The sequence below is a fragment of the Streptomyces sp. NPDC057950 genome (assembly GCF_042887295.1).
In the GTDB taxonomy this organism is placed as follows: Bacteria; Actinomycetota; Actinomycetes; order Streptomycetales; family Streptomycetaceae; genus Streptomyces; species Streptomyces kaempferi.
In genome coordinates, this window is sequence record NZ_JBHVPP010000006.1 from 103480 (window position 1) to 125836 (window position 22357).

Consider the following 22357-nt stretch of genomic DNA (forward strand, 5'->3'; position numbering starts at 1 on the left):
GCCCCCGCCTCGGCGTCCACCGGCGCGCCGACTCCGCGGGGGCGCCATGTCGCGTCACCTGAGTTTCCCGAGCCGAGGTTCCGGCATCAGCGCGCCTCAGGGTCGGCGTCGGGCTTGTGCGGGCCCTGCTCGCAGCGCCCCGCCGAGCACCCCCGGCGCCCGCGCCAGCGACGGTCCGTACCAGGTCAGGTGTCGTCCGTCGACGAGTGCGCAGGGCACGTCGCCGAAGGCTTCGGGTCCGTCGTCGGCGGTGAAGCGGTACGGCTCGTCGGGCAGCACCACCAGCTCCGGGGCAGCCGCGCGGAGCTCGGCGAGAGGGATACGGGGATAGCGGTCCTCGTGCCCCGCGTACACGTTGTCGACGCCCAGGCGCGCCAGGACGTCCCCGGCGAAGGTGTCGCGGCCGAGGACCATCCAGGGGCGCCGCCAGATCGGCACGATCGCGGCCGTTGGGTGCTCCGGGTCGGGCAGTCCGGCCCATGCCGACTCCGCCTCGTCGAGCCAGCGGGGCCGGGTCCGCGCCCCGCACGCCGTCAGCACCCGGTCGAGTTCCCGGAGGGCCGCCGGCACGTCCCTGACCTCCGTGACCAGCACCTCGATCCCCGCCGCGCGCAGGGCGTCCAGATCGGGGCCGCGGTTCTCCTCCTCGTTGGCCACCACCAGGTCGGGGCCGATCCCTACGATCCGCTCGACCCGGGGGTTCTTGGTGCCCCCGACCCGGACGACGTCGAGGTCCGGCGGATGGCTGCACCAGTCCGTCGCACCGGCCAGGGCGCCGGGGACGGTGACCGCGACGGCCTCGGTGAGCGAGGGCACGAGCGACACGACCCGTGGTACGCCGGTGCTCGTCCTCCCGGTCATGGGCGCGTCCCCGCTGTCGTGATCAACGGGGGCGAGGTGACCGCGGCGATCTCGAGGACGCGACGGGAGGTCCCGGACATGGCATCAGTATCGCAGTGCCACCCGGCCCGGATCCGTGCGGAAGGGTCAGCGTCTGCCGAAGCCGTGGCGCTCCTCCACCGCCTCGATGTGGTCGGCGACCTCGACCACGATCACCCGGGTGTCCGGCACGGTGGCCCGCCACCGATGGCGGACTCCGCCCGTGAGGTACAGCGTGTCGCCGCGCCCCAGACGGTGCGCGCGGCCCTCGGCCTCGACCTCGACGGCGCCGTCGGCGACGTACATCAACTTGTCGTTGCGGTGCTGGAGTTCGCGACCCTCCTCGTGGTCACCGACGAACTCCGTGGCGTGCAACTGGTGGTGACCGCGCACCAGGGGGCGCGTGCGGGCTTCGGAAGCGCAGTCGGCACCGTCGTCGGCGCGCACGACGTCGACGCTGCACGCCGGGTCGGCCGCGGCGAGCAACTCGACGGCCGTGGTGCCCAGTGCGTCGGCGACCCTCTCCAGGGAGCTACGGCTCGGCCTGGCCCGCTCGTTCTCCACCTGGCTGAGGAACGGGACCGACAGGCCGCTGCGCGCGGCCACGACGGCGAGGGTGAGCTCCAGCGCCCGGCGCCGCCGCCGGACGGCCGCGCCCACCCGAAGGGGTTGTTCTTTGTGGTCGCCCATCGCTCCGGCTCCCTCCCACGCGTCGTCGGTCCACTGCTTCGGTCCACGCCTCGGGCCCCTTGCCCCTGAAGAGTTGTTTGCACCCTACGCATGTTCGGCAAACCGTTTCATGCGGCCGTCATATCGCTGTCATGCCAGGGGAGGGCGAGGGCCACAATTCGCGCCAACAGCCGAGTTGCCCCGTCTCTCCCGGCACCGTGGCCGCCCTCCGGACGAAAGGGCTGACCAGGAGGGCCGGACGTCCTGCCCGAGTTGCCCCGGGTCACACTGCTGACCCTATGTCAAGGTCGGCTGCCCGCAGCGGTGTTCCGAGGACGGTGCCGGTCGTCTCCGCCACCGCGCGCCCCCAGGACTCCGGGCCACGGTCCGGCCGCCGGCGGCGGACCGCACCGGGATGTGAAGTCAGCGCGCGCTACGCGGAGTTGGCGCCCGGTGTCGCACCGTGCACGGTCGTGGCCGGTCAGCTCGGCCGTGCCGTCGCGCGGGACGGTGAGGTGCGGTGAGGTGAGGTGCGCCCTCCGCGCGGCGCGAGGGGCTGCGGGACGCGTCACGGCCGTACGCCGCCTCCGGGCCGGCCGGGGTTCCGGGGCCGGGCCGGCCGCGGACGGCGTCGTGGTTGTCCGGATCCGGTGCGTACGCGTCGACATACCCGTCCTGCCCGTCCACCGGCGGCGGGGCGCGGCAAGTGCGGCCGCGCCGACCCACGGGCCGGCGGCCGCGGCGCGCAATCGACCGTCACCGAGGGCCGTGCGGCAGGCGACGGACGGAGCGAGGGGTGGGCCGGGTCCGGTCGGGCTACTGCGGCGCCATCCGGTCCGCCACGTCCGGGTGTCCCTTCAGCCAGGCCGCGACGGCGTCCTCCTCGTGTCCCTGGCCGCGCTGCTTGATCTCGCTCTCCAGGGAGCCGAGTTCACCCTCGCTCATCTTGAAGTTCTTGATCCACCGGGCGAGTTGCGGGTACTGCTCCGGGAACTTCTCGCTGGAGATGGTCCGGATCGTGTTGCCCTCACCGAAGGTCTTCTCGTCGTCCGCGAGCTTGGTGAGCTTGTACTCGCTGTAGGCCCAGTGCGGGGACCACAGGACGACGGCGACGGGCTGCTTCTTGGCGTACGCGCGCTTCAGCTCGGCCAGCATGGCGGGCGTGGAGCCGTCGACGACCTTGTACTCCTTGTCCAGGCCGTAGCCCGGGAGCACCTTCTTCTTGAGCAGGTTCATCTCACCGGTGCCGGGCTCGATGCCGATGATCTTCCCGTCGAAGGTGCCGGCCCTGCCCTTCAGGTCCGCGAGGGACTTGACGCCCTTCACGTAGGAGGGCACGGCGATCTCCAGTGAGGTCGGCGCGTACCAGGTGCCCAGGTCCTTCAGGTCGTTCTTGTGCTGGTCCCAGTAGTTCGACTGGGCGTAGGGCAGCCAGGCGTCGAAGTTGAGGTCGAGGTCTCCGGAGGCCAGTCCCGTGTAGACGGGGCCGACGTCCATCTGCTTGAGGTTCAGCTGGTAGCCGCGCCGTGCCAGCACGTTCTTCCAGAGGTAGGTGACGGCGACGTCCTCGTCCCAGGGGAACCAGGCGACGTCCACCGGGCGCTTCGCCTCGGCCGGGGCGGCGGACGCCTTCCCTGCCGGGGCCAGCTTGTCGACGACGCCGGGGTTCTTCTTCAGCCAGGCGCGCACGGCGTCCTGCTGCTTGCCCTTGCCGACCTTGTTGATCTCGGCCTCGAGGTCGGTCAGCTGCTTCTCGGTCATCTTGAAGTTCTTCAGCCACTTGCCGACGACCGGGTTGTCCTGCGCGAAGCCCTTGCGGGACAGCGTGTGCACGCCGTCGCCACTGCCCCAGGCGCCCTTCGGGTCCTTGAGCTTCTTCAGCTTGTAGTCGCTGTAGGCCCAGTGCGGCGACCAGAGCGTGGCGACGATCGGCTTCTTCGCCGCGTACGAGCGCTTCAGCTCGGCCAGCATCGCCGGCGTGGAGCTGTCGACGACCTTGTACTCCTTGTCGAGCCCGTACGCCTTGAGCACCTTGCTCTTGAGCAGGCCCATCATCCCGGCGCTGGACTCGATTCCGGTGATCCTGCCGCCGAAGGTGCCGGCCTTGCCCTTGAGGTCCGCCAGGGAGTCGATGCCCTTCATGTAGGCGGGCACCGACAGCTCAAGGGACGTCGGGCCGTACCAGGAGCCCAGGTCGTCGAGCTGCTTGCCGTACTTCTTCCAGTACTGCGCGTGCGTGGTCGGCAGCCAGGAGTCGGTCTCGAAGTCGATGTCGCCCTGGGCGAGCGAGGTGTACAGCGGGCCGGCGTCGAACTGCTTGACGTCGACCTGGTAGCCGCGCTCCTCCAGGATCTCCTTCCACAGGAAGGTGGAGGCGACGCCCTCGTCCCACGGGATGTAGCCGATGCTGATCTTCTTGCCCTGGCCGACGTTCTCGCCGTCGGCCGCGGTGGACGTCGAGTTCGTACCGCCGAAGACGCCCATGCCACCCGCGACCAGCGCGAGGACGACGACTCCCACCACCGCGACGGCGGGACGGGGCCGGTAGGACCAGATCCGCAGGCCCTGCGCGGCGCGCAGCTTGGCGGCCGCGCGGCGGCCGAGCGGGGATACCTGGGTGCCGAGGGCGCCGGTCATCCGGTCGAGGTAGATCGCCAGGATGACGATGGCGACGCCCGCCTCGGAGCCGAGCCCTACGTTCAGCTGGCCGATGGCCTCGTTCACGTCGCCGCCGAGGCCGCCGGTGCCGACCATGCCCGCGATGGCGGCCATGGACAGACCCAGCATGATGACCTGGTTGACGCCCGCCATGACGGTGGGCAGGGCCAGCGGCAGCTGGATGCGCAGCAGGGTGTCGCGGGGGGTGGTGCCGAACGCGTCGGCGGCTTCGACGAGTTCCTTGTCGACCTGCCGGATGCCCAGTTCGGTCATTCGGACGCCGGGCGCCAGCGCGAAGATCAGGGTGGCCACGATGCCGGCGGGGGCGCCGGTGCCGAAGAACAGGATCGCCGGGATGAGGTAGATCATCGCGGGCAGGGTCTGCATGAAGTCGAGGACCGGGCGGACGATGCCGCTGACCCGGTCGGAGCGCGCGGCCCAGATGCCCACGGGGACGGAGACGACGAGCGCGATCAGTGTCGCCACGAGGACGAGCGAGAGGGTCACCATCGCGTCCTCCCACAGTTCGAGGGAGTCGATGAAGGCGAATCCCACGAAGGTGAGGACACCCGCGGAGGTGCCGCGCAGCCAGAACGCGATCACCGCGAAGATGCCCGCGAGCAGGAGTGGCTGCGGGGCCTGGAGGACGGCGTTGATGCCGTCGTAGGTGCCCGAGAAGACGGTCTTGAGGAAGTCGAAGAGCCACGCCATGTGGTTCAGCAGCCAGTCGACGACGTCGTTGACCCAGTCACCGAAGGGAATCCTAGGCATCGGCCGTCACCACCTCGGTCCGCGGCTGCGGACAGCGGCCGGGTTCGTCCTGTTCGTCGCCGAGGAAGGCGACGAGCCGGCGGCGCGGCACGACGCCGACCAGTTCGCCCTGGGCGTCGAGGACGGCGACCGGGTGCGTGAGGCGCGTGCTGATCGCGCACAGATCCACGAACGAGGTGTCGGGCAGCGCTGTCTCGCAGTCGCAGTCGGCCTCGTCGCCGCGTACGTCGGTGTCCATGACGGCGCCCGCCGTCAGCACCCGCGAGCGGTCGACGTCCTGGGTGAAGGAGGCGACGTAGTCGTCGGCGGGGCGCACGAGGATGTCCTCGGCGCTGCCGATCTGGACGATGCGGCCGTCGCGCATGACGGCGATCCGGTCGCCGAGCCGCATGGCCTCGTTGAGGTCGTGGGTGATGAACACGATGGTCTTCTTGAGCTTCTTCTGGAGCTCGATGAGCTGGTCCTGCATGTCACGGCGGATCAGCGGGTCGAGCGCGCTGAACGACTCGTCCATCAGCAGCAGATCGGCGTCCGTGGCGAGCGCGCGGGCGAGGCCGACGCGCTGCTGCATCCCGCCGGACAGCTCGTCGGGCCAGGACTTCTCCCAGCCCGCGAGCCCGGCCAGCTCCAGGGCCTCGGTGGCGCGCTTCCTGCGCTCGGCGGCCGGTACGCCCTGGACCTCCAGGCCGTACGCAGCGTTCTCCAGAACACTGCGGTGCGGGAAGAGCGCGAAGTGCTGGAAGACCATGCTGATCTTCTTCGAGCGGACCTCGCGCAGGTCGCGGGCGCTGAGCGCGGTGAGGTCCTCACCGTCGAAGCGCACCTGTCCCGCGGTCGGTTCCAGAAGCCCGTTGAGCATGCGCAACAGCGTGGACTTTCCCGATCCGGACAGGCCCATGACGACGAAGATCTGGCCCGGGTCGACCGTGAAGGACGCGTCGATCACCGCGGCGGTGGTGCCGTCGGCGCGCAGCTCCTCCCGGTCGGTTCCCCGGCGGAGTCGCTCCACCGCCTCTTCCGGTCGTCTCCCGAACACCTTGTACAGGTGCTCGGCCTCAAGCCTGGATGACACGTGTGCCTCTCGTTCGGACGCCTCGATCGGTCTGATCGGTGCGACGGGTCGGATCGGTGCGATCGCCGTGATGGCCGTGATCGGTTGAATGAGCAACCGGGCGCTTCCCGATGCCGCGCCTGCCCTCGCTTACACGGAGCAAACACGAGAGTGGTCCAGGTCACTGTCAGTGGCGTACGGCATGATGCGAGGCGTGACCAGACGCCTGATGCTGCTCGACACCGCCTCCCTCTACTTCCGGGCCTACTTCGGGGTCCCCGACTCGGTGAGGGCCCCGGACGGCACGCCCGTGAACGCCGTGCGCGGGCTGCTCGACTTCATCGACCGCCTGGTCAAGGACCACCACCCGGACGACCTGGTGGCCTGCATGGACGCGGACTGGCGCCCGCAGTGGCGGGTCGACCTGATCCCCTCGTACAAGGCGCACCGGGTGGCCGTGGAGACCGAGACCGGCCCGGACGAGGAGGAGGTGCCGGACACGCTCTCCCCGCAGGTGCCCGTCATCGAGGACGTCCTGGACGCGCTGGGCATCGCACGCGTGGGAGTGGAGGGGTACGAGGCGGACGACGTGATCGGCACCTTCACCGGGCGGGCCGCCGGCCCGGTCGACATCGTCACCGGCGACCGCGACCTCTACCAACTCGTCGACGACGAGCGGGGGGTACGCGTCCTGTATCCCCTCAAGGGCGTCGGCACCCTCCAGCTCACCGACGAGACGTGGCTGCGCGAGAAGTACGGGGTCGACGGCTCGGGATACGCGGACCTGGCGCTGCTGCGCGGCGACCCGAGCGACGGCCTTCCGGGGGTGCCCGGGATCGGCGAGAAGACGGCGGCCAAGCTGCTCGACGCCTTCGGCGACCTGGCGGGCATCATGACCGCCGTGGACGACCCGAAGTCCGCGCTGACGCCCTCTCAGCGCAGGCGGCTCGACGAGTCCCGGCCCTATGTCGCCCTGGCTCCCGAGGTCGTACGGGTCGCCGGTGACGTCCCGCTGCCCGACGTCGACACGGCGCTGCCGCACACCCCGCGCGACCCGGCCGCCCTGGACGCGCTCGCGGCCCGCTGGGGCCTGGGCGGCTCGCTGCAGCGCCTGCTCACCACGCTCGGCACCTGAGAAGCGTCGTCCTCCGCCTGAGAAGCATCGTTCTCGCCGACGGGAACGGGATCTCCGGGTGAGGGCATCGTCACTGTTTGGAGGGAGGCTCGAGCCTCACCACGGGGGTACTCGAATACCGGTGGCAGGAGCACGAAGTCCGTCCTCGCGAAGGGTGTCGACCGGGACGGAGATGCTAACTTAGGGGAGCCTAAGTCTTTGAACGAGGAGGCCGTCATGGCAGAGCGTCCGGCACGCAGGCCCAGGAAGCCCCACTCCGCGCGCGTCGTGCGGACCGAACGGCTCACTCCCCATATGCAGCGCGTCGTCCTGGGCGGCGAGGGCCTCGCCGAGTTCACCGCGGGCACCTGTACCGACCATTACGTGAAGTTGCTCTTCGCCGCGGAGGGCGTCACCTATCCCGAGCCGTTCGACCTGGAGCGGATCCGCGAGGAGTTCCCGCGCGAGCAGTGGCCCGTGACCCGGACGTACACCGTGCGGGCCTGGGATCCCGAACTGCGCGAGCTGACACTCGACTTCGTGGTCCACGGCGCCGAGGGCCTGGCCGGCCCGTGGGCGGCCCGCGTCCAACCGGGCGAGACCGTACGGTTCATGGGCCCCGGCGGTGCGTACGCGCCCGACGCGAGCGCCGACTGGCATCTGCTCGCCGGTGACGAGAGCGCGCTGCCCGCGATCGCCGCCGCCCTGGAGTCGCTGCCGGCCGGGGCCGTGGCCCACGCCTTCCTGGAGGTCTCGGGCCGCGACGAGGAGCAGAAGATCGACTCCGACGTGGACGTGGTGTGGCTGCACCGCGGGGACCGGCCCGTCGGCGAGGCCCTGGTGGAGGCCGTGCGCGCGCTCGACTTCCCGGCGGGCCGGATGCAGGCGTTCGTGCACGGCGAGGCGGCCTTCGTGAAGGAGCTGCGCCGGCTGCTGCGGGTGGAGCGGGAGATCCCGCGCGAGGATCTGTCGATCTCCGGCTACTGGCGGCTGGGGCACAACGAGGACGGCTGGCAGGCGGCCAAGCGGGAATGGAACGCGCAGGTGGAGGCGGAGCAGGAGGCACCCTCGGCGGCCGCCTCCTGAACCTCCCCGGGCCGGGTTCCTCGGAGCGCCGGTCGACCTGAACATACGGATCGGCGGCCGCACCGCCGCGACGGCCCGCGCGGGCGCCCGCCCGAACGGCCGTGCACGGCAACCCGGTCGGGGTGCCCGGACATCGCCGCACGCCCTCGCCGCGCTCGCCCTCGCCGCGCCCGCCCGGCCGAGCGGGTCGAAACCGGCGACGCGCCGCGTCCGGCCGGGCCCTGCGGACGGTGCCACGTTCCTCACGTCCGGCCGGGCCGGTCGGAGGGTGCCGCCCTCCCGAAGAGGCCGCCGGGCAGGCGCAGTCGGAACGGTGGCCGAATCAGCGTGATCGGCTGGGACACGGACCGCCGCACGAGCGGCGCGAGTTGACGTCACGTCACACGCCAGGCCGGGGCGGCCCCTTGAGGGTGCCCGGGGCCTGTGCGCGTCCGGCACCGCGCACACGGCCCGTACCGCCGCCCGCGACCCGCACGGGGAGAGCGCCGGTCCCCTCCGGACAGCGCGTGGTGAGCGGGTGAACGGATCCCCGTCACCGGCGAGACCGGCGGTCCCGCCCCCCATCGGCTGTGCGCGTCCCGGACCCGGGACAGGGGCGTGAGCACTTCGGCTCGACGCGGACACGGTCGCGACACGCGAGCGAAACAGGGCCTCCCTAATTTCTGTCACCCGACAGAATTCCGCGCCGAAGGCAGGTGCCACCGTGACCACCACCGCCCCCTCCGACGTACGCCCCGATCCGCCCCGGTCCCCCGACGACGGCTCGCTCACCCCGTTCGGCTACCGCCAGGAACTGCGGCGCAGCCTCGGCCGCTACGCCTCGTTCGCCGCCGGTTTCTCCTTCATCTCGGTGCTGACGACCGTCTTCCAGTTCTTCGCCTTCGGGTACGCGTTCGGCGGCCCGGTCTTCTTCTGGACCTGGCCGGCCGTCCTGGTGGGCCAGCTGACGGTAGCCGCCTGCTTCGCCGAACTGGCCGCGCGGTACCCGCTCTCGGGCGCGATCTACCAGTGGTCCTCACGACTGTCGAACCCCTCCTTCGGCTGGTTCGCCGGCTGGATCATGGTGATCGGACAGATCGTGGTGGTCGCGGCGGCCGCCCTCGCCCTGCAGATGGTGCTGCCCGCGATCTGGTCCGGCTTCCAGCTGGTGGGCGACGATCCGGCGCCCACCAGCCCCGACGGCGCGGCGAACGCGGCGGTCCTCGGTGTCGTCCTGCTGGTCCTGACCACGCTGGTGAACGTCGTGGACAACCGGGTGATGTCGGTGATCAACCGCGTCGGCGTCACCGCCGAGATCATCGGCGCCGTTCTGATCATCGTCCTGCTGTTCACCCACTCCGAGCGCTCCCCCGGCATCACCTTCCACACCGGTGGAGGCGGATCGGGCCTGTTCGGGGCGCTGATGGTGGGCTCCTTCACAGCCGCCTACGTGATGATCGGCTTCGACAGCGCGGGCGAGATGAGCGAGGAGACGCACCACCCGCGGCGCACCGCGCCCCGCACGATCCTCACCGCGCTCGGCGCGGCCGGTCTGCTCGGCGGACTGATCGTGCTGGGCGGACTGCTGGCCGCACCCAGCCTCACCGACGGTCACCTGGGCGTGGACGGCCTGAGCTACGTGCTGACCAGCAGCCTCGGGGACGGGGTGGGCCGGGCGCTGCTCGCCGACGTGGTGGTGGCCGTCGCGGTGGCGACACTGGCGATCCAGACGGCCGCCTGCCGCATGCTCTTCTCGATGGCCAGGGACGGCCGGCTCCCCTTCTCCCACCGGCTCGCGAGGGTCGACCCGCGCACCGGCATGCCGAGCGTGCCCGCGCTCACCGTCGGTGTCCTCGCCGCCGCCCTGCTGCTGCTCGACTTCGCCTCCCCGGAGGCCTTTCTCGCGATCGGCACCACCTGCATCGTGATGCTGTACCTGGCGTACGCGATGGTGACCGGACCGATGCTGGTGCGCCGGCTGCGCGGCGAGTTCACCGCCGGCGGGACCGACGAGACGGGCGCCCCGCTCTTCTCGCTGGGCCGCTGGGGCGTCCCCGTCAACGCGATCGCCCTCCTCTACGGTCTGGTCATGAGCGTCGACCTCGCCTGGCCGCGCGCCGCGGTGTACGACCCGGCGGGCGGGCACTGGTACTTCCAGTGGTTCACCGTGCTGTTCCTGGGGTCGACGCTGCTCGCGGGTGCGGCCTACCGGGCGTACCGGGCCCGGACGACGGTGGCGGAGGGGCAGGCTCCGGGGGCGGCCCCGGCCTCGTACACCTGAGCCCGGAGCGACCGACCCGGCAGCCGCCTCGCGCATCCGGGAGGGGCGCGCCCCCGTAGGCTTGAGCGGGTGAGACGCAAGCCCAGGATCCCGCCCTCCCCCCTGCCGCAGCGCGACGGCGTCGACCCCGTGCGCGTCAGACTGCCGCAGGCCGGGGAGTGGGCCACGGTGCGGGAGTACCTGACGCAGCGGCTCGCGGCGGGGGCCGGGGTGATCGACACGATGCTCGCCGACGGACTGATGGTGCGCGCGGACGGACGGCCGGTGGAACCCGGCACGGCGTACGAGCCGGGGATGTTCGTGTGGTTCCACCGGGAGCTGCCCGACGAGGAGCGGGTGCCGTTCGCCGTCGACGTCGTGTACCGCGACGCCCATGTCGTGGTGGCCGACAAACCCCACTTCCTCGCCACCACACCGCGCGGCAGCCATGTCGCGGAGACCGTGCTCGCGCGGCTGCGGCGCGAGCTGGACATCCCGGCACTGGGCGCCGCGCACCGCCTCGACCGGCTCACCGCCGGGCTCGTGCTGTTCACCGTGCGGCCCGAGGAGCGTGGCGCCTACCAGTCGTTGTTCCGGGACCGGCTCGTCACCAAGGAGTACGAGGCGGTGGCCCCGTACGACGCGGGGCTCACGCTGCCGCGCACGGTCCGCAGCCGGATCGTGAAGGAGCGCGGGGTGATGGCCGCGCGGGAGGTGGCGGGCGAACCGAACGCCGTGAGCCGGGTCGAACTCCGCGACAGGCGTGACGGGTTGGGCCGCTACCGGCTGGTGCCGCGCACCGGGCAGACCCATCAGCTACGGGTGCACATGAACACGCTGGGCGTCCCCATCCTCGGAGACCCGCTCTATCCGGTGGTGACCGGCCCCGTGCCCGCCGGTGACTTCCGGCGTCCGCTCCAACTGCTGGCGCGAAAGCTGGAGTTCACCGATCCGGTCACGGGGCGGGCACACCGGTTCGTCAGCGGGCGGGAGCTCCATGCCTGGTCCGCGCACGACGACTGGGCGCGGTAGCCGGAGCCCCGGCCCGCCCGCGCCGTTCAGTAACCGCGCCACCAGGCCAGGAAGCGCTGCCAGGCCCCGGCGGGGCGGACGGGCACGGGTACGGGGGCCTGTGCCGGCGCTGGTGGCGTCACCATCGGCGCGGGCGTCGACATCGGCAGGGACGGCTCGCGCCGCGGCGCGGACGCCACCGACCGGTCGGTGCCGATCTGCCAGGGCTGCCGCTGCGGTGGGACCGGCCAAGCGGTCGGCACGTCCTCGACCTCCTCCGGCGGCTGCGGCTCGAAGTAGACCGGGAGCTCCACCAGGTGCCGCGACGACATCGACGAGCGCCAGCGCAACTCGTCCTCGTCACCCTCGAGTTCGACGTCGGGCAGTCGAATCAGCAGCGCCTCGACCCCGACGTCGGCGATGGCACGGCCGATGTCCTGCCCCGGACACTCGTGGGGTCCGCCGCCGAAGGCCAGGTGCGACCGGTTGCCCATCATGTCGGCCTTGAGGTCGGGCCGCACCCTCGGGTCGATGTTGCCCGGCGCGATGCCGAGGATCAGGCCGTCGCCCCGGCGGATGGTCCGGCCGCCCAGCTCGGTGTCCTGCTTGGCGAAGTACCCGAGGACGGCGCTGAACGGCGGCTCGTCCCACAGCGACTGCTCGACCGCCTCGGGGACCGTCATCTGTCCGCCGTTCAACCGGGCGCGGAAACGCGGGTCGATGAGCACCACGCGCAACACGTTGGCGAGCAGGTTGGCCGTGGCCTCGTAGGCGGCCAGCAGCACCAGGCGCAGGTGCTGGGCGACCTCGTCGTCGGTGAGTCCGGCCGGGTGGTTGATGAGATGGCCGGTGAAGTCGTCCCCCGGCTGGTCACGGCGGCGGGCGGTGTGCCGGATCAGGATGTTCATGACGTACTCGTTGCTGGCGATCGCGGTCTCGGTGCCCTTGAGCAGGTCGCGGGTGGCCTGCACGAGACGGTCGTCGTACTCGCCGGGCATACCGAGGATCTGGCAGAGCACGGCCATCGGGAGGTGCTCGGCGAACTGTCCGACCAGATCCGCCCGGCCCTTCTCGCAGAAGCGGTTGACCAGGATCTGGGTCGCCCGGTTGATGTGCCGGCGGATGGTGCGGTGGTTGATGGTCGACATGGCACCCATGACCGCGCCGCGCAGCCGCAGGTGCTCGTCGCCCTCGGCGTGGGAGCAGATGGGCTGCCACGCGATGTGCGGCGCGAGCGGGTGTTCGGGGCCGGCCGTGCCGTCCTTGACGGCGGTCCACAGCCGGCTGTCCCGGGAGAAGTGGGTGGGCGTGCTCACCATGTGCAGGTTCTCCGCGTGGCCGAGCACCACCCAGATCGGCACGTCGTGGTGGAGCAGCACGGGGGCGACCGCGCCGTGCTCGTCGCGGAGCTCCTCGTACAGGGCTCCCAGGTCCTCCGCCTCGGGGCCGTAGAGCCGGTGGAGCCCGCCGGGACCTCGGCCGTGGGCGGGGCAGCCCGGCGGCGGGTCGAGGGCGAGGTCGTCCGTACCGGCCGGTGAGTGGGGTTCAGGCGTCACGATGATCGCTCCGAAGCTGAAGTGGGTCCGGTTTCTTGGGGGTGGCAGTGGGGGGTGGCAATGGGGCGGGTGGCGGCTCGCGGCCACCGGCGGGCGTCAGGCCCGCGAGGAGGACATCGCCAGCGAGTGCAGGAAGCGCATCAGCGTCATCAGGACGTCACGGCTGGAGGCCCGGCGGCGCGCGTCGCACTTCACGATCGGGATCTCCTCGGCGAGGTCGAGCGCGGTGCGCAGGTCCTCGATCGGATAGCTGGGCGCGTCCGGGAAGTCGTTTATGGCGACGACGAACGGCACGCCGCGTTCCTCCAGGCGGCCGATCACGTCGAAGCTGACTTCCAGACGGCGGGTGTCGATCAGCACGACCGCGCCGAGCGCGCCCTCGAAGAGGCCGTTCCACAGGAACCAGAAGCGCTCCTGGCCGGGGGTGCCGAAGAGGTACAGCACCAGTTGTTCGGTGATGCTGATCCGGCCGAAGTCCATGGCCACGGTGGTGGCCGTCTTGGTCTCGGAGCCGTAGTTGTCGTCGATGCCGATGCCGGCCTGCGTCATGGTCTCCTCGGTGGTCAGCGGCTTGATCTCGCTGACGGCACCCACCATGGTCGTCTTGCCGACCCCGAAACCGCCCACGATCACGATCTTCACCGCGGCGGTCGCCGTGTGCGGCAGGTGGTCCTCGGCGCGCGGGCCGGTGATCGTGTCAGAGCTTTTGAAGTCCATGCATCACCGCTTCGAGGAGGGAACGGTCGGGGAGCGCCGAGCGGACGATCGGGGCGCGCGCCTGTACCAGTTCGGCCGTCAGCAGCTCGGTGAGCAGGACGGTCACCACGCTGAACGGCAGATTGAGATAGGCCGAGAGCTCGGCCACGGACAGAGGGGCCTTGCACAGCCGCAGCAGCACCGACTGCTCGGGCTGCGTGGTGGGCGTCGGAGGGTCGGCGCGCGCCACGATCAGGGTGACCAGGTCGAGGTCGGCCCGGTCGCCGCCCTCGCCCCCGCCGGTGAGCACATACAGGCGCCCAGGGATCTTGGGGTCCTGTTCCTGGCCCTCCTGGAGGGTCCCCTCCGGGGAAGCCCCCTCGTGCGGCGGGCCTCCCTGGGGGACTTCCCGGGGCTCCGCGGTGGGGTGGCGCCGGCGGCGTTGCGGAGGAGTCATACGGTCTGCCCGTTGCGGCGCGGCGGGCTGGTGAGATGCGCGCCGATCCGTGCGACGAGGTCGCGCATGCGGTTGCTCATCAGGCCGGGCTCCGCGGTCTGGTTGGCGAGCACCGCGAGATAGGCGTTGGCCCCGGCGGACATGAGGTAGAAGTAGCCGCCGTTGATCTCGATGATGACCATCCGCATCGTGCCGTCGCTGCGGGGGATCTCGCCCGCGACGGCTCCGGCCAGGCTCTGGAGTCCCGCGCAGGCGGCGGCGACGCGGTCGGCGGCGTCGGGGTCGCCGCCGTAGCGGGCGATGCGCAGCCCGTCGGCGGAGAGCACCACGATCTGCTGGATGCCCGGGACGCCGTCGGCGAGATCTTTGAGCATCCAGTCGAAGTTGCCTCGCTGCTGGATCACTTGAGGTCCCCCTCGTCGTCGGCCTCGGCAGGGGCCGGCTGATGGCTACGGGTGAATGCGGTCGGGTCCGGGTCGCCCTTGAGGCCCTCCATGAACGCCTCGACCCACAGGCCCGGCGGGGGCTCATCCTCCTTGGGGGCGGGCGCGGCCTCCCAGGGCGCCGCGGCGGCCGCGGCCTCGGCGGCCAGCTCGGCGGCCCGTGCCTCCGCGATCCGCTGGCTGAGCGGGACCTTGACCCTGCTGCGCCGCTGCGGCAGACCGCCCGCCGTCCACTCGGTGACCAGCGGGGCGTCGTCGTCCTGGGAGCCGTCGTGCGGCGACGGGATACGGGGTCCGGTGGTCGGACGTCGCTTCTTCGGCTTGCGCTTGGGGCCCTCGACTCCGTCGGTGTCCATCGTCGGCACCGCGTTCACGCCGATGCCGTGCGCGAGACCGGGGGCGGGGTCCTTGGTGAGCATGTTGCTCGGCACGACGATGACGGCGCGGACGCCGCCGTACGCGGACTGGCGGAGCGAGATCTTCATGTCGTACATCTTCGAGAGCCGCCCGACGACTGCCATGCCGAGCCGGGGGGCCTCGCCGAGGATGTTGAGGTCGACGCCGGCCGCGGCCTGCCGGAGCAGTTCCTCGATCTTTCCGCGGGCCTCGTCGCTGAAGCTGACGCCGGAGTCCTCGATCTCGATGGCGACGCCGGTCTGCACGACGAGGGCGGTGAGGTGCACCTTGGTGGTCGGCGGCGAGTAGCGGGTCGCGTTGTCGAGCAGTTCGGCGACGGCGTGGATGACCGGTTCGACGTGGATGCCGTTGACGTTGACGTCGGCGATCGAGTGCAGCTCGATGCGGCGGTACTCCAGGATCCGGGACATGGCGCCGCGCATCACGCTGAACAGCGGGACGGGCTCGGGCCAGTTGCGCCCCGGACGGCCGCCGCCGAGCACGGCGATGGAGTCGGCGAGGCGGCCGATCAGCGCGGTGCCGTGGTCGATGCGCAGCAGGTCGTCGAAGACCTCGGGGTTGCGCCCGTGGTCCTCCTCCATCTCGCGGAGTTCCTTGTTCTGCTGGTGGACGATCGCCTGGACGCGCCGGGCGATGTTGACGAAGGAGCGCTGGGAGGAGTCGCGCAGCAGGTCCTCGTCGTCCACGACCTTGAGTACGGCGCCGAGCAGATCCCGCTGCACGGCGGTGAGTTCGCACGGGTCGCCCGCGCCTTGGCCGAAGGTGCGGGCCACGTTCTCGGGGTTGACGCCGCCCCGCATACGGCGGAGCGCGATCGGCAGGACCTCTGTGCGCAGGCGCACGAACTCCTGGTCGTGGGCGGCGATGCGCTGTTCGAAGTACGCGGTGCTGCGGGCGAGTTCGGCGCGCAGGTCACGGGCGTGGCGGCCGCGGCGCACGGCTTCCGCCGCGACGGCGACGACCAGCAGCGTCGCGATGGCGCCGCACCAGCCGACGGCGGTCCTGGCCGGGCTCGCCACCACGGCGACGGCGGTCCCGGTCACCGCTGCCATCAGTATGGCCGGCGGCAACAGGACGCGCGCGTAGGGAAGTTCACGGCCACCGGGAGGCGATTGAACACTCACCATGTATGCCCTCTGAGACAGATCGGCGGGGGGGTCGGGGGGAGTTCGTGGGGGAAACTGCGTGGTCAAACTGAATCTTCGGAACTTTTGGGAACAAGCGCACGATTACATCTCAACTCGGTGCGCTGCGGGCGAGCTTAGTCCGACCGGATCATCGCCGTGTCATATTCGGCAAGCGCCTGAAATCGCCCGCGCGACAGGAGTACCCTCAGCTTTTTTGTACGCTCAGGCTTCACTCGAACACTCTGAGCAACAGGGCACGGGCAGCCGGAAACCCCTCCCCCACCGGGCGGTTCGTCAGATTCCGGCGATCCGCAGCGCCGCGTCGGCGGTGGCCTCGGCGAACGCGGACACGGGCCGGTCCGGCTCGGAGCGGTGCACGAGGATCACCCCTTCGATGAGGCCGAACAAGAGATCCGTCCGCAGATCGAGCTCACTCTTGGCGAGAGCCCCGCCCGCGGCCGTCGCTGCCAGCAACTGCCGGTAGGTGTCCTTGAGTTCCGCCCGCACGGCATGGAAGCCCGCGAAGCGCTCGGCGCGTACCTCGGGCAGCAGGTACAGCCCGCCGAGGTTGTGCGGGCCGGCGCAGAGCAGTTCCACGTCGGTCCGGCAGAGCTCCCACAACCGGCCCTCGGGCGCGGCCGCGTCGTCCGCCAGGAGCTGCCGGGCGAAGGCCAGCGAGGGTGTGACCGTGGACTCCAGGAGCTCGGCGAGCAGCTCCTCCTTGCCGGAGACGTAGTGGTACATGGACGCCTGGCGCATCCCCGCCCGCTCGGCGACGGCCCGGGTGGTCGTCGCCGCGTACCCGCGTGTCGTGAACAACTCGGCCGCCGCGTCGAGCAGTTCCTCGCGCGGCGACAGGCCGCTGTCCGGCCGCCGCGTCGCACGCGGCCGGCCCACCCGTCGTCCGCCACCGGCTCCCATGCGTTCGATCCTCGCACACGACGCAGGTGGCCGATCGCGCCCCGGAGGAGTCCTCGAAGCAGCGTGACCAGCCGCGTCGGCACCGGCCTCTGCCGCGCCGCGGGCACGGGTGAGGGATCGGTAACCGGACGGCAACGCGCGGGACACGGCGTCGAACCCCGGCGCTCCTAATTTCTGTCGGGCGACAGAAATCACCCGGAGCCGGAGGAACCGCGATGGCTACAGCGACCACGCACGGAGCACGCGATCACGCCCACGCCCAGGAGGGCACCCGCGCCGAGGCCATGCCCGTCGTTCCGGCGAGCTCCTGGCCCGCGCCCCCCTGCGAGGCGGGCCACCTGGTGTGGGCGGAGACCGTGGCGGGCGGCAACTACACGCACCGGGTGCTGGCCCGCGGCACGGAACTCAGGCTGACCGACCTGAGCGGCGACGCCTGCGCCCACCTCCTCCTGTACGCCGCCGACCGCCCCTGGGAACGCCTGAACGTGGCCGACACGGTCAAGGTCCAGTGGAACGCGTACCTGGGCGAGGGGCGGTTGCTCCTCTCCGACCAGGGCCGCGTGCTCGCCTCGCTCACCGCCGACACCTCCGGGCGGCACGACGCGCTGTGCGGCACCTCCACGCTCGTACGCAACACACAGCGCTACGGGGACGGCGCGCCGCAGTCCGCCTCCCCCGCGGGACGCGAGCTGTTCAAGCTGGCCGCCGCCAAGAACGGCCTCGGACCACGTGATCTGCCGCCCTCGCTCTCCTTCTTCCAGGGCGTGGTGATAGGCGACGACGGCTCCCTGGACTTCACCGGTTCGGCGGGTCCTGGCGGCAGTGTGACGTTGCGCGCCGAGCAGGACGTCACCGTCCTGCTCGTGAACGTGCCGCACCCGGTCGACCCGCGCCCCGCCTACACCAGCACCGCCCTCGAGGTGCTCGCCTGGCGGTCGGTGGCGACGAAGCCGGGCGACCCGTTGTGGGAGGCGACGCCCGAGGGCCGCCGCGCCTTCCTGAACACCGTCGAGTTCCTGGCCGCGAGGGGGCTCGCATGACCACGGGCACGAGCGCCGCCACGACGGTGGTTCCCGCACGCGCCGCCTGGTCGTCCGTCATCCGCGCGGGCGGCACACTCACCATCACCGACCTCCACGGCAACCAGGCCGTCGACTTCCTCGCGTACGACGCCCACGACCCGTCCGTCCGCTACAGCGCGCCCGACACGATCCAGGCGCGGGGCAACATCTTCCTGACGGCCGGCAGCGTGCTGATGTCCAACGAGCACACGCCCCTGATGACCGTGGTGTCCGACGACGTCGGCCGGCACGACACGGTCGGCGGCGCGTGCTCGAAGGAGTCGAACACACTGCGGTACGGCCACCACACCTGGTCGCAGCACGCCTGCGTGGACAACTTCCTCGCGCGGGGCGCCCGGCACGGCCTCGACAAGCGCGACCTCGTCTCGAACATCAACTGGTACATGAACGTGCCGGTCGAGAAGGACGGCACGCTCGGCATCGTCGACGGCCTCTCATCCCCGGGCCTCGCCCTGACCCTGCGCGCCGCACGCGATGTCCTCGTCCTGGTCTCCAACTGCCCCCAGATCAACAACCCCTGCAACGGCTTCGAACCGACCGCCGTGCGGATGAGCGTAGGGACGGCGCAATGAGCTTCGACACGCTGCTGGTCGCCAACCGGGGTGAGATCGCGGTCCGGATCATGCGCACCGCGCGCGAACTCGGCCTCCGCACGGTCGCGGTGTACTCCGACCCCGACCGCTCGGCAGCGCACGTCCGGCTCGCCGACGAGGCCGTCCGGCTGGGCCCGGCCCCCGCGAAGGACTCGTACCTCGACGCCGACCTGGTCCTGAAGGCGGCCAAGGACACCGGCGCCGGGGCGATCCACCCCGGCTACGGCTTCCTTTCCGAGGACGCGGCCTTCGCACGGCGCTGCGAGGACGCCGGGATCGTCTTCGTGGGACCGACGCCCCGGCAGCTGGAGCTGTTCGGGGCGAAGCACACCGCGCGGGCGGCGGCCCGCGCGGCCGGTGTGCCGCCGGCCCCGGGCACGGAGCTGCTGCCCGGCCTCCCGGAGGCTCTGGAGGCGGCCGAGGGCATCGGCTACCCCGTGATGCTCAAGGCCACCGGCGGCGGGGGCGGCATCGGTATGGCCGCCTGCCGCTCCGCGGGTGAACTGGCCGAGGCGTGGGAGCGCGTGCAGCGCGTCGCCGCCACGTCCTTCGCCTCCGCCGGGGTCTTCCTGGAGCGCCTGGTGGAGCACGCCCGCCATGTCGAGGTGCAGGTCTTCGGCGACGGCCGGGGCCGCGTCGTCACCTTCGGCGACCGGGACTGCTCCCTCCAGCGCCGCAACCAGAAGGTCGTGGAGGAGGCCCCGGCCCCCGGGCTCCCGGCGCACGTGCGGGCCCGTCTCGCCTCCCGCGCACGTGACCTGTGCGCGAGTGTCGGGTACCGCTCGGCCGGCACGGTCGAGTTCGTGTACGACGCCGCGCGCGAGGAGGCGTACTTCCTGGAGGTCAACACCCGTCTCCAGGTGGAGCATCCGGTCACCGAGGAGATCTACGGGGTCGACCTCGTCGCCTGGATGCTGCGGCTCGCGCGCGGTGAGTCGGAGGTCGTGCGGGACCCGGGGGCGCCGCGCGGTCACGCCGTGGAGGCCCGGCTGTACGCCGAGGACCCCTCGCGCGAGCACCGGCCGAGCGCGGGACTGCTGACAAGGGTCGAATTCCCCGGCGGCGTCCGGGTGGACGGCTGGGTGGAGACGGGCACCGAGGTGACCACCGCGTACGACCCCATGCTCGCGAAGATCGTCGCGTACGGCCCGGACCGCGCGCACGCCCTGGAGCGGCTGGACGAGGCGCTGGCCAGGACCCGGGTCGACGGCGTCGAGACGAACCTGGGGCTGGTGCGGGCCGCGCTCGCCGACCCGTCCTTCCGGCGGGCCGCGCACTCGACGGCGACGCTGGCCGGGGTCACCGATCCCACGGCCCGCGTCGAAGTGGTCTCCGGCGGCACGCTCACCACGGTCCAGGACTGGCCGGGCCGCACCGGCTACTGGCAGGTGGGCGTGCCGCCGTGCGGACCGATGGACGACCTGTCCTTCCGGCTGGGCAACCGCGCCCTCGGCAACGAGGAGGGCGCGCCCGGTCTGGAGTGCACCCTGCGGGGGCCGGCCCTGCGCTTCACGCACGCCGTCACGGTCTGCGTCACCGGCGCCCCGGCGCCGGTCACCGTGGACGGCACGGCGATCGCCCAGTGGGAGCCGGTGACGGTGCCCGCGGGAGGGGTGCTGGACGTCGGCGCACCCGGCGGACACGGCCTGCGCACCTACGTCCTGTTCGCCGGCGGGGGCCTGGACGTCCCCGCGTTCCTCGGCAGCGCCGCCACCTTCACCCTGGGCAGGTTCGGCGGGCACGGCGGCCGGGCACTGCGCACGGGGGACGTGCTGCACGGCGGATCGGTCACCGCCGCGTCGGCACCCGTACCGCCCGCCGCCCGGCCCGTGTTCACGTCCGCCTGGCGGGTCGGCGCGCTCGAAGGCCCGCACGCCGCACCGGAGTTCTTCACCGAGGACGACGTCCACGCCTTCTACGCGGCCGACTGGAAGGTCCACTTCAACTCGGCGCGCACCGGCGTACGGCTGGTCGGCCCCAAGCCCCGCTGGGCGCGTACCGACGGCGGCGAGGCGGGCCTGCACCCCTCCAACATCCACGACACGCCGTACTCGGTGGGTGCCGTCGACTACACCGGCGACATGCCGGTGCTGCTCGGCCCGGACGGCCCCTCGCTCGGCGGCTTCGTCTGTCCCGCGACGGTCGTCAGCGCGGAGCGCTGGAAGCTCGGCCAGCTCCGCCCCGGCGACACCGTGCGCTTCGCGCCGCTCGCCGACGACGGCTCGGCGCGGGCCGCCGTCGTGGACGGCGGGGTCCTGGCCAGGGACGGCGACGTGACGTTCCGTCGCAGCGGCGACGACAACCTGCTGGTCGAGTTCGGGCCCATGCAGCTGGACCTGGCGCTGCGCATGCGGGTCCACGCGCTGATGGAGGCGGTGGCCGCGGCGGACCTCGACGGCGTCACCGACCTCACCCCCGGTATCCGCTCCCTTCAGATCCAGACGGATCCACGCAGACTCCCGCAGCGCGCCCTGCTCGCCGCCGTGCGGGAGACGGTCCGCGCGCTCCCGCCCACCGACCGGCTCGTGGTCCCCTCCCGTACCGTGCACCTCCCGCTGTCCTGGGACGACCCGGCGACCCGCGAGGCCATCGACCGGTACATGGCGGGGGTCCGCGACGACGCGCCCTGGTGCCCGTGGAACATCGAGTTCATCCGCCGGGTGAACGGCCTGGACTCGGTGGACGACGTGTACCGCACCGTCTTCGACGCCGAATACCTCGTACTGGGCCTGGGCGACGTGTACCTGGGCGCGCCGGTCGCGACTCCGCTGGACCCCCGTCACCGACTGGTCACCACCAAGTACAACCCGGCCCGCACCTGGACCGCCGAGAACTCCGTCGGCATCGGCGGCGCCTACCTCTGCGTCTACGGCATGGAGGGCCCCGGCGGCTACCAGTTCGTGGGCCGGACCACCCAGGTGTGGTCGGGGTGGCAGCAGCGCGGTGCCTTCGAGCCGGGCTCACCCTGGCTGCTGCGCTTCTTCGACCGCATCAAGTGGTACGCCGTGGAGCCCGACGAACTCCTCGGTCTGCGCGCCGACATCGTCTCGGGTCGGTTCGTGCCCCGGATGGAGGAGGGCGAGTTCTCCCTCGCGGCCTACCAGGAGTTCCTCGACGGTCACGCCGAGTCGATCGCGCGGTTCCGGGCGCGGCAGGGCGTCGCGTTCGGCGCGGAGCGGGACGCCTGGGAGGCGGCGGGCGAGTTCGCCCGCGCGGACGCCGCAACCGCGCCCGCGCCCGCAGCCGTCGAGGTGACCGTCCCGGCCGGCGGCCGGCTCGTCGAGGCCGAGTTCGCCGCGTCCGTGTGGCAGGTGAACGTCGAGCCGGGCGACCGTGTCACCGCCGGCCAGCCCCTGCTGGCGCTGGAGGCGATGAAGATGGAGTCCAGGGTGGCCGCCCCGGCGGACGGAGTCGTGCGGCAGGTCCTCGCCAGGCCGGGCGCCCAGGTGGAAGCGGGCACGCCACTGGTGGTCCTGGCGCCCGCCACCTGACCGCACGGGTGAGGCCCGGGGGCGATCCGGTGGGCACCCGCCACCCGCCACCCGTCACCCCTCACCCATCGGATCGCGCCCTGCGAAGCCTGGTGA

At 71.9% G+C, this 22357-nt stretch carries 17 protein-coding genes; 7 read left to right on the forward strand and 10 right to left on the reverse strand.

Annotation, left to right across the window (positions count from 1 at the left end; translation table 11 throughout):
• Positions 1-96: 96 nt before the first annotated feature.
• The 4 genes from ACFVTC_RS12825 to ACFVTC_RS12840 all read right to left on the reverse strand — a co-directional run bounded on the left by ACFVTC_RS12825 (position 97) and on the right by ACFVTC_RS12840 (position 6049).
• Positions 97-861 carry a helical backbone metal receptor gene (locus tag ACFVTC_RS12825; RefSeq protein ID WP_390126604.1) on the reverse strand — a complete coding sequence of 255 codons (765 nt, stop codon included), beginning with the start codon at positions 859-861 and terminating at the stop codon, positions 97-99.
• A gap of 126 nt (positions 862-987) precedes the next feature.
• The gene (locus ACFVTC_RS12830; protein WP_390126606.1) at positions 988-1569 is read right to left on the reverse strand and encodes a helix-turn-helix domain-containing protein; all 582 of its coding nucleotides are present in this window, start codon (positions 1567-1569) and stop codon (positions 988-990) included.
• Between the two features lie 795 nt (positions 1570-2364).
• A complete protein-coding gene (locus ACFVTC_RS12835; RefSeq protein ID WP_390126607.1) occupies positions 2365-4977 on the reverse strand; it encodes an ABC transporter permease/substrate binding protein in 2613 nt (870 codons plus the stop codon).
• The gene (locus tag ACFVTC_RS12840) at positions 4970-6049 is read right to left on the reverse strand and encodes a glycine betaine/L-proline ABC transporter ATP-binding protein (RefSeq protein WP_390126608.1); all 1080 of its coding nucleotides are present in this window, start codon (positions 6047-6049) and stop codon (positions 4970-4972) included. The genes ACFVTC_RS12835 and ACFVTC_RS12840 overlap by 8 nt, the downstream gene beginning before the upstream one ends.
• Positions 6050-6233: 184 nt before the next feature.
• On the opposite strand from ACFVTC_RS12840, the gene ACFVTC_RS12845 reads away from it, so the two are divergent.
• From ACFVTC_RS12845 to ACFVTC_RS12860, 4 genes are all read left to right on the forward strand, one after another.
• Entirely contained in the window at positions 6234-7163 is a 930-nt protein-coding gene (locus ACFVTC_RS12845) for a 5'-3' exonuclease H3TH domain-containing protein (protein WP_390126789.1), read from the forward strand.
• A gap of 216 nt (positions 7164-7379) precedes the next feature.
• Positions 7380-8228: a siderophore-interacting protein gene (locus tag ACFVTC_RS12850; RefSeq protein WP_390126609.1), complete on the forward strand. Its 849-nt coding sequence runs from the start codon at positions 7380-7382 to the stop codon at positions 8226-8228.
• A 703-nt stretch (positions 8229-8931) separates the two neighbouring features.
• On the forward strand, positions 8932-10488 hold the full coding sequence (locus ACFVTC_RS12855) for an amino acid permease (protein WP_390126610.1): 1557 nt from the start codon (positions 8932-8934) through the stop codon (positions 10486-10488).
• Between the two features lie 69 nt (positions 10489-10557).
• Entirely contained in the window at positions 10558-11499 is a 942-nt protein-coding gene (locus ACFVTC_RS12860; RefSeq protein ID WP_390126611.1) for an RluA family pseudouridine synthase, read from the forward strand.
• A 26-nt stretch (positions 11500-11525) separates the two neighbouring features.
• Here the strand turns inward: ACFVTC_RS12860 and ACFVTC_RS12865 are convergent, their stop codons facing one another.
• The 6 genes from ACFVTC_RS12865 to ACFVTC_RS12890 all read right to left on the reverse strand — a co-directional run bounded on the left by ACFVTC_RS12865 (position 11526) and on the right by ACFVTC_RS12890 (position 17095).
• The gene (locus tag ACFVTC_RS12865; RefSeq protein WP_390126612.1) at positions 11526-13034 is read right to left on the reverse strand and encodes a cytochrome P450; all 1509 of its coding nucleotides are present in this window, start codon (positions 13032-13034) and stop codon (positions 11526-11528) included.
• Positions 13035-13130: 96 nt separating this feature from the next.
• A complete protein-coding gene (locus ACFVTC_RS12870; protein ID WP_266697876.1) occupies positions 13131-13751 on the reverse strand; it encodes an ATP/GTP-binding protein in 621 nt (206 codons plus the stop codon).
• A complete protein-coding gene (locus ACFVTC_RS12875; RefSeq protein ID WP_390126613.1) occupies positions 13732-14187 on the reverse strand; it encodes a DUF742 domain-containing protein in 456 nt (151 codons plus the stop codon). The genes ACFVTC_RS12870 and ACFVTC_RS12875 overlap by 20 nt, the downstream gene beginning before the upstream one ends.
• On the reverse strand, positions 14184-14591 hold the full coding sequence (locus tag ACFVTC_RS12880; protein ID WP_148007708.1) for a roadblock/LC7 domain-containing protein: 408 nt from the start codon (positions 14589-14591) through the stop codon (positions 14184-14186). Before ACFVTC_RS12880 ends, ACFVTC_RS12875 begins: the two co-directional genes overlap by 4 nt.
• Positions 14588-16174: a sensor histidine kinase gene (locus ACFVTC_RS12885; RefSeq protein ID WP_390126615.1), complete on the reverse strand. Its 1587-nt coding sequence runs from the start codon at positions 16172-16174 to the stop codon at positions 14588-14590. Before ACFVTC_RS12885 ends, ACFVTC_RS12880 begins: the two co-directional genes overlap by 4 nt.
• A 294-nt stretch (positions 16175-16468) precedes the next feature.
• Positions 16469-17095 carry a TetR/AcrR family transcriptional regulator gene (locus ACFVTC_RS12890; RefSeq protein WP_390126616.1) on the reverse strand — a complete coding sequence of 209 codons (627 nt, stop codon included), beginning with the start codon at positions 17093-17095 and terminating at the stop codon, positions 16469-16471.
• Positions 17096-17310: 215 nt separating this feature from the next.
• Between ACFVTC_RS12890 and ACFVTC_RS12895 the strand changes: the two genes are divergently transcribed.
• The 3 genes from ACFVTC_RS12895 to ACFVTC_RS12905 are packed head-to-tail and all read left to right on the forward strand — an operon-like array spanning position 17311 to position 22261.
• Positions 17311-18135, forward strand: a complete 825-nt coding sequence (locus tag ACFVTC_RS12895; protein WP_390126617.1) for an urea amidolyase associated protein UAAP1 — start codon at positions 17311-17313, stop codon at positions 18133-18135.
• Complete coding sequence (locus tag ACFVTC_RS12900) at positions 18132-18749, forward strand: urea amidolyase associated protein UAAP2 (protein ID WP_390126618.1); 618 nt, start codon at positions 18132-18134, stop codon at positions 18747-18749. The genes ACFVTC_RS12895 and ACFVTC_RS12900 overlap by 4 nt, the downstream gene beginning before the upstream one ends.
• Positions 18746-22261 carry a 5-oxoprolinase/urea amidolyase family protein gene (locus ACFVTC_RS12905; RefSeq protein WP_390126619.1) on the forward strand — a complete coding sequence of 1172 codons (3516 nt, stop codon included), beginning with the start codon at positions 18746-18748 and terminating at the stop codon, positions 22259-22261. The genes ACFVTC_RS12900 and ACFVTC_RS12905 overlap by 4 nt, the downstream gene beginning before the upstream one ends.
• Positions 22262-22357: the final 96 nt, after the last annotated feature.

Bases quoted from the DNA above. Each gene is read 5' to 3' on its own strand.
- ACFVTC_RS12825 (WP_390126604.1), bottom strand. From the start codon at position 861: ATGACCGGGAGGACGAGCACCGGCGTACCACGGGTCGTGTCGCTCGTG.
- ACFVTC_RS12830 (WP_390126606.1), bottom strand. From the start codon at position 1,569: ATGGGCGACCACAAAGAACAACCCCTTCGGGTGGGCGCGGCCGTCCGG.
- ACFVTC_RS12835 (WP_390126607.1), bottom strand. From the start codon at position 4,977: ATGCCTAGGATTCCCTTCGGTGACTGGGTCAACGACGTCGTCGACTGG.
- ACFVTC_RS12845 (WP_390126789.1), top strand. From the start codon at position 6,234: ATGCGAGGCGTGACCAGACGCCTGATGCTGCTCGACACCGCCTCCCTC.
- ACFVTC_RS12850 (WP_390126609.1), top strand. From the start codon at position 7,380: ATGGCAGAGCGTCCGGCACGCAGGCCCAGGAAGCCCCACTCCGCGCGC.
- ACFVTC_RS12870 (WP_266697876.1), bottom strand. From the start codon at position 13,751: ATGGACTTCAAAAGCTCTGACACGATCACCGGCCCGCGCGCCGAGGAC.
- ACFVTC_RS12875 (WP_390126613.1), bottom strand. From the start codon at position 14,187: ATGACTCCTCCGCAACGCCGCCGGCGCCACCCCACCGCGGAGCCCCGG.
- ACFVTC_RS12885 (WP_390126615.1), bottom strand. From the start codon at position 16,174: ATGGTGAGTGTTCAATCGCCTCCCGGTGGCCGTGAACTTCCCTACGCG.
- ACFVTC_RS12890 (WP_390126616.1), bottom strand. From the start codon at position 17,095: ATGGGAGCCGGTGGCGGACGACGGGTGGGCCGGCCGCGTGCGACGCGG.
- ACFVTC_RS12895 (WP_390126617.1), top strand. From the start codon at position 17,311: ATGGCTACAGCGACCACGCACGGAGCACGCGATCACGCCCACGCCCAG.
- ACFVTC_RS12900 (WP_390126618.1), top strand. From the start codon at position 18,132: ATGACCACGGGCACGAGCGCCGCCACGACGGTGGTTCCCGCACGCGCC.
- ACFVTC_RS12905 (WP_390126619.1), top strand. From the start codon at position 18,746: ATGAGCTTCGACACGCTGCTGGTCGCCAACCGGGGTGAGATCGCGGTC.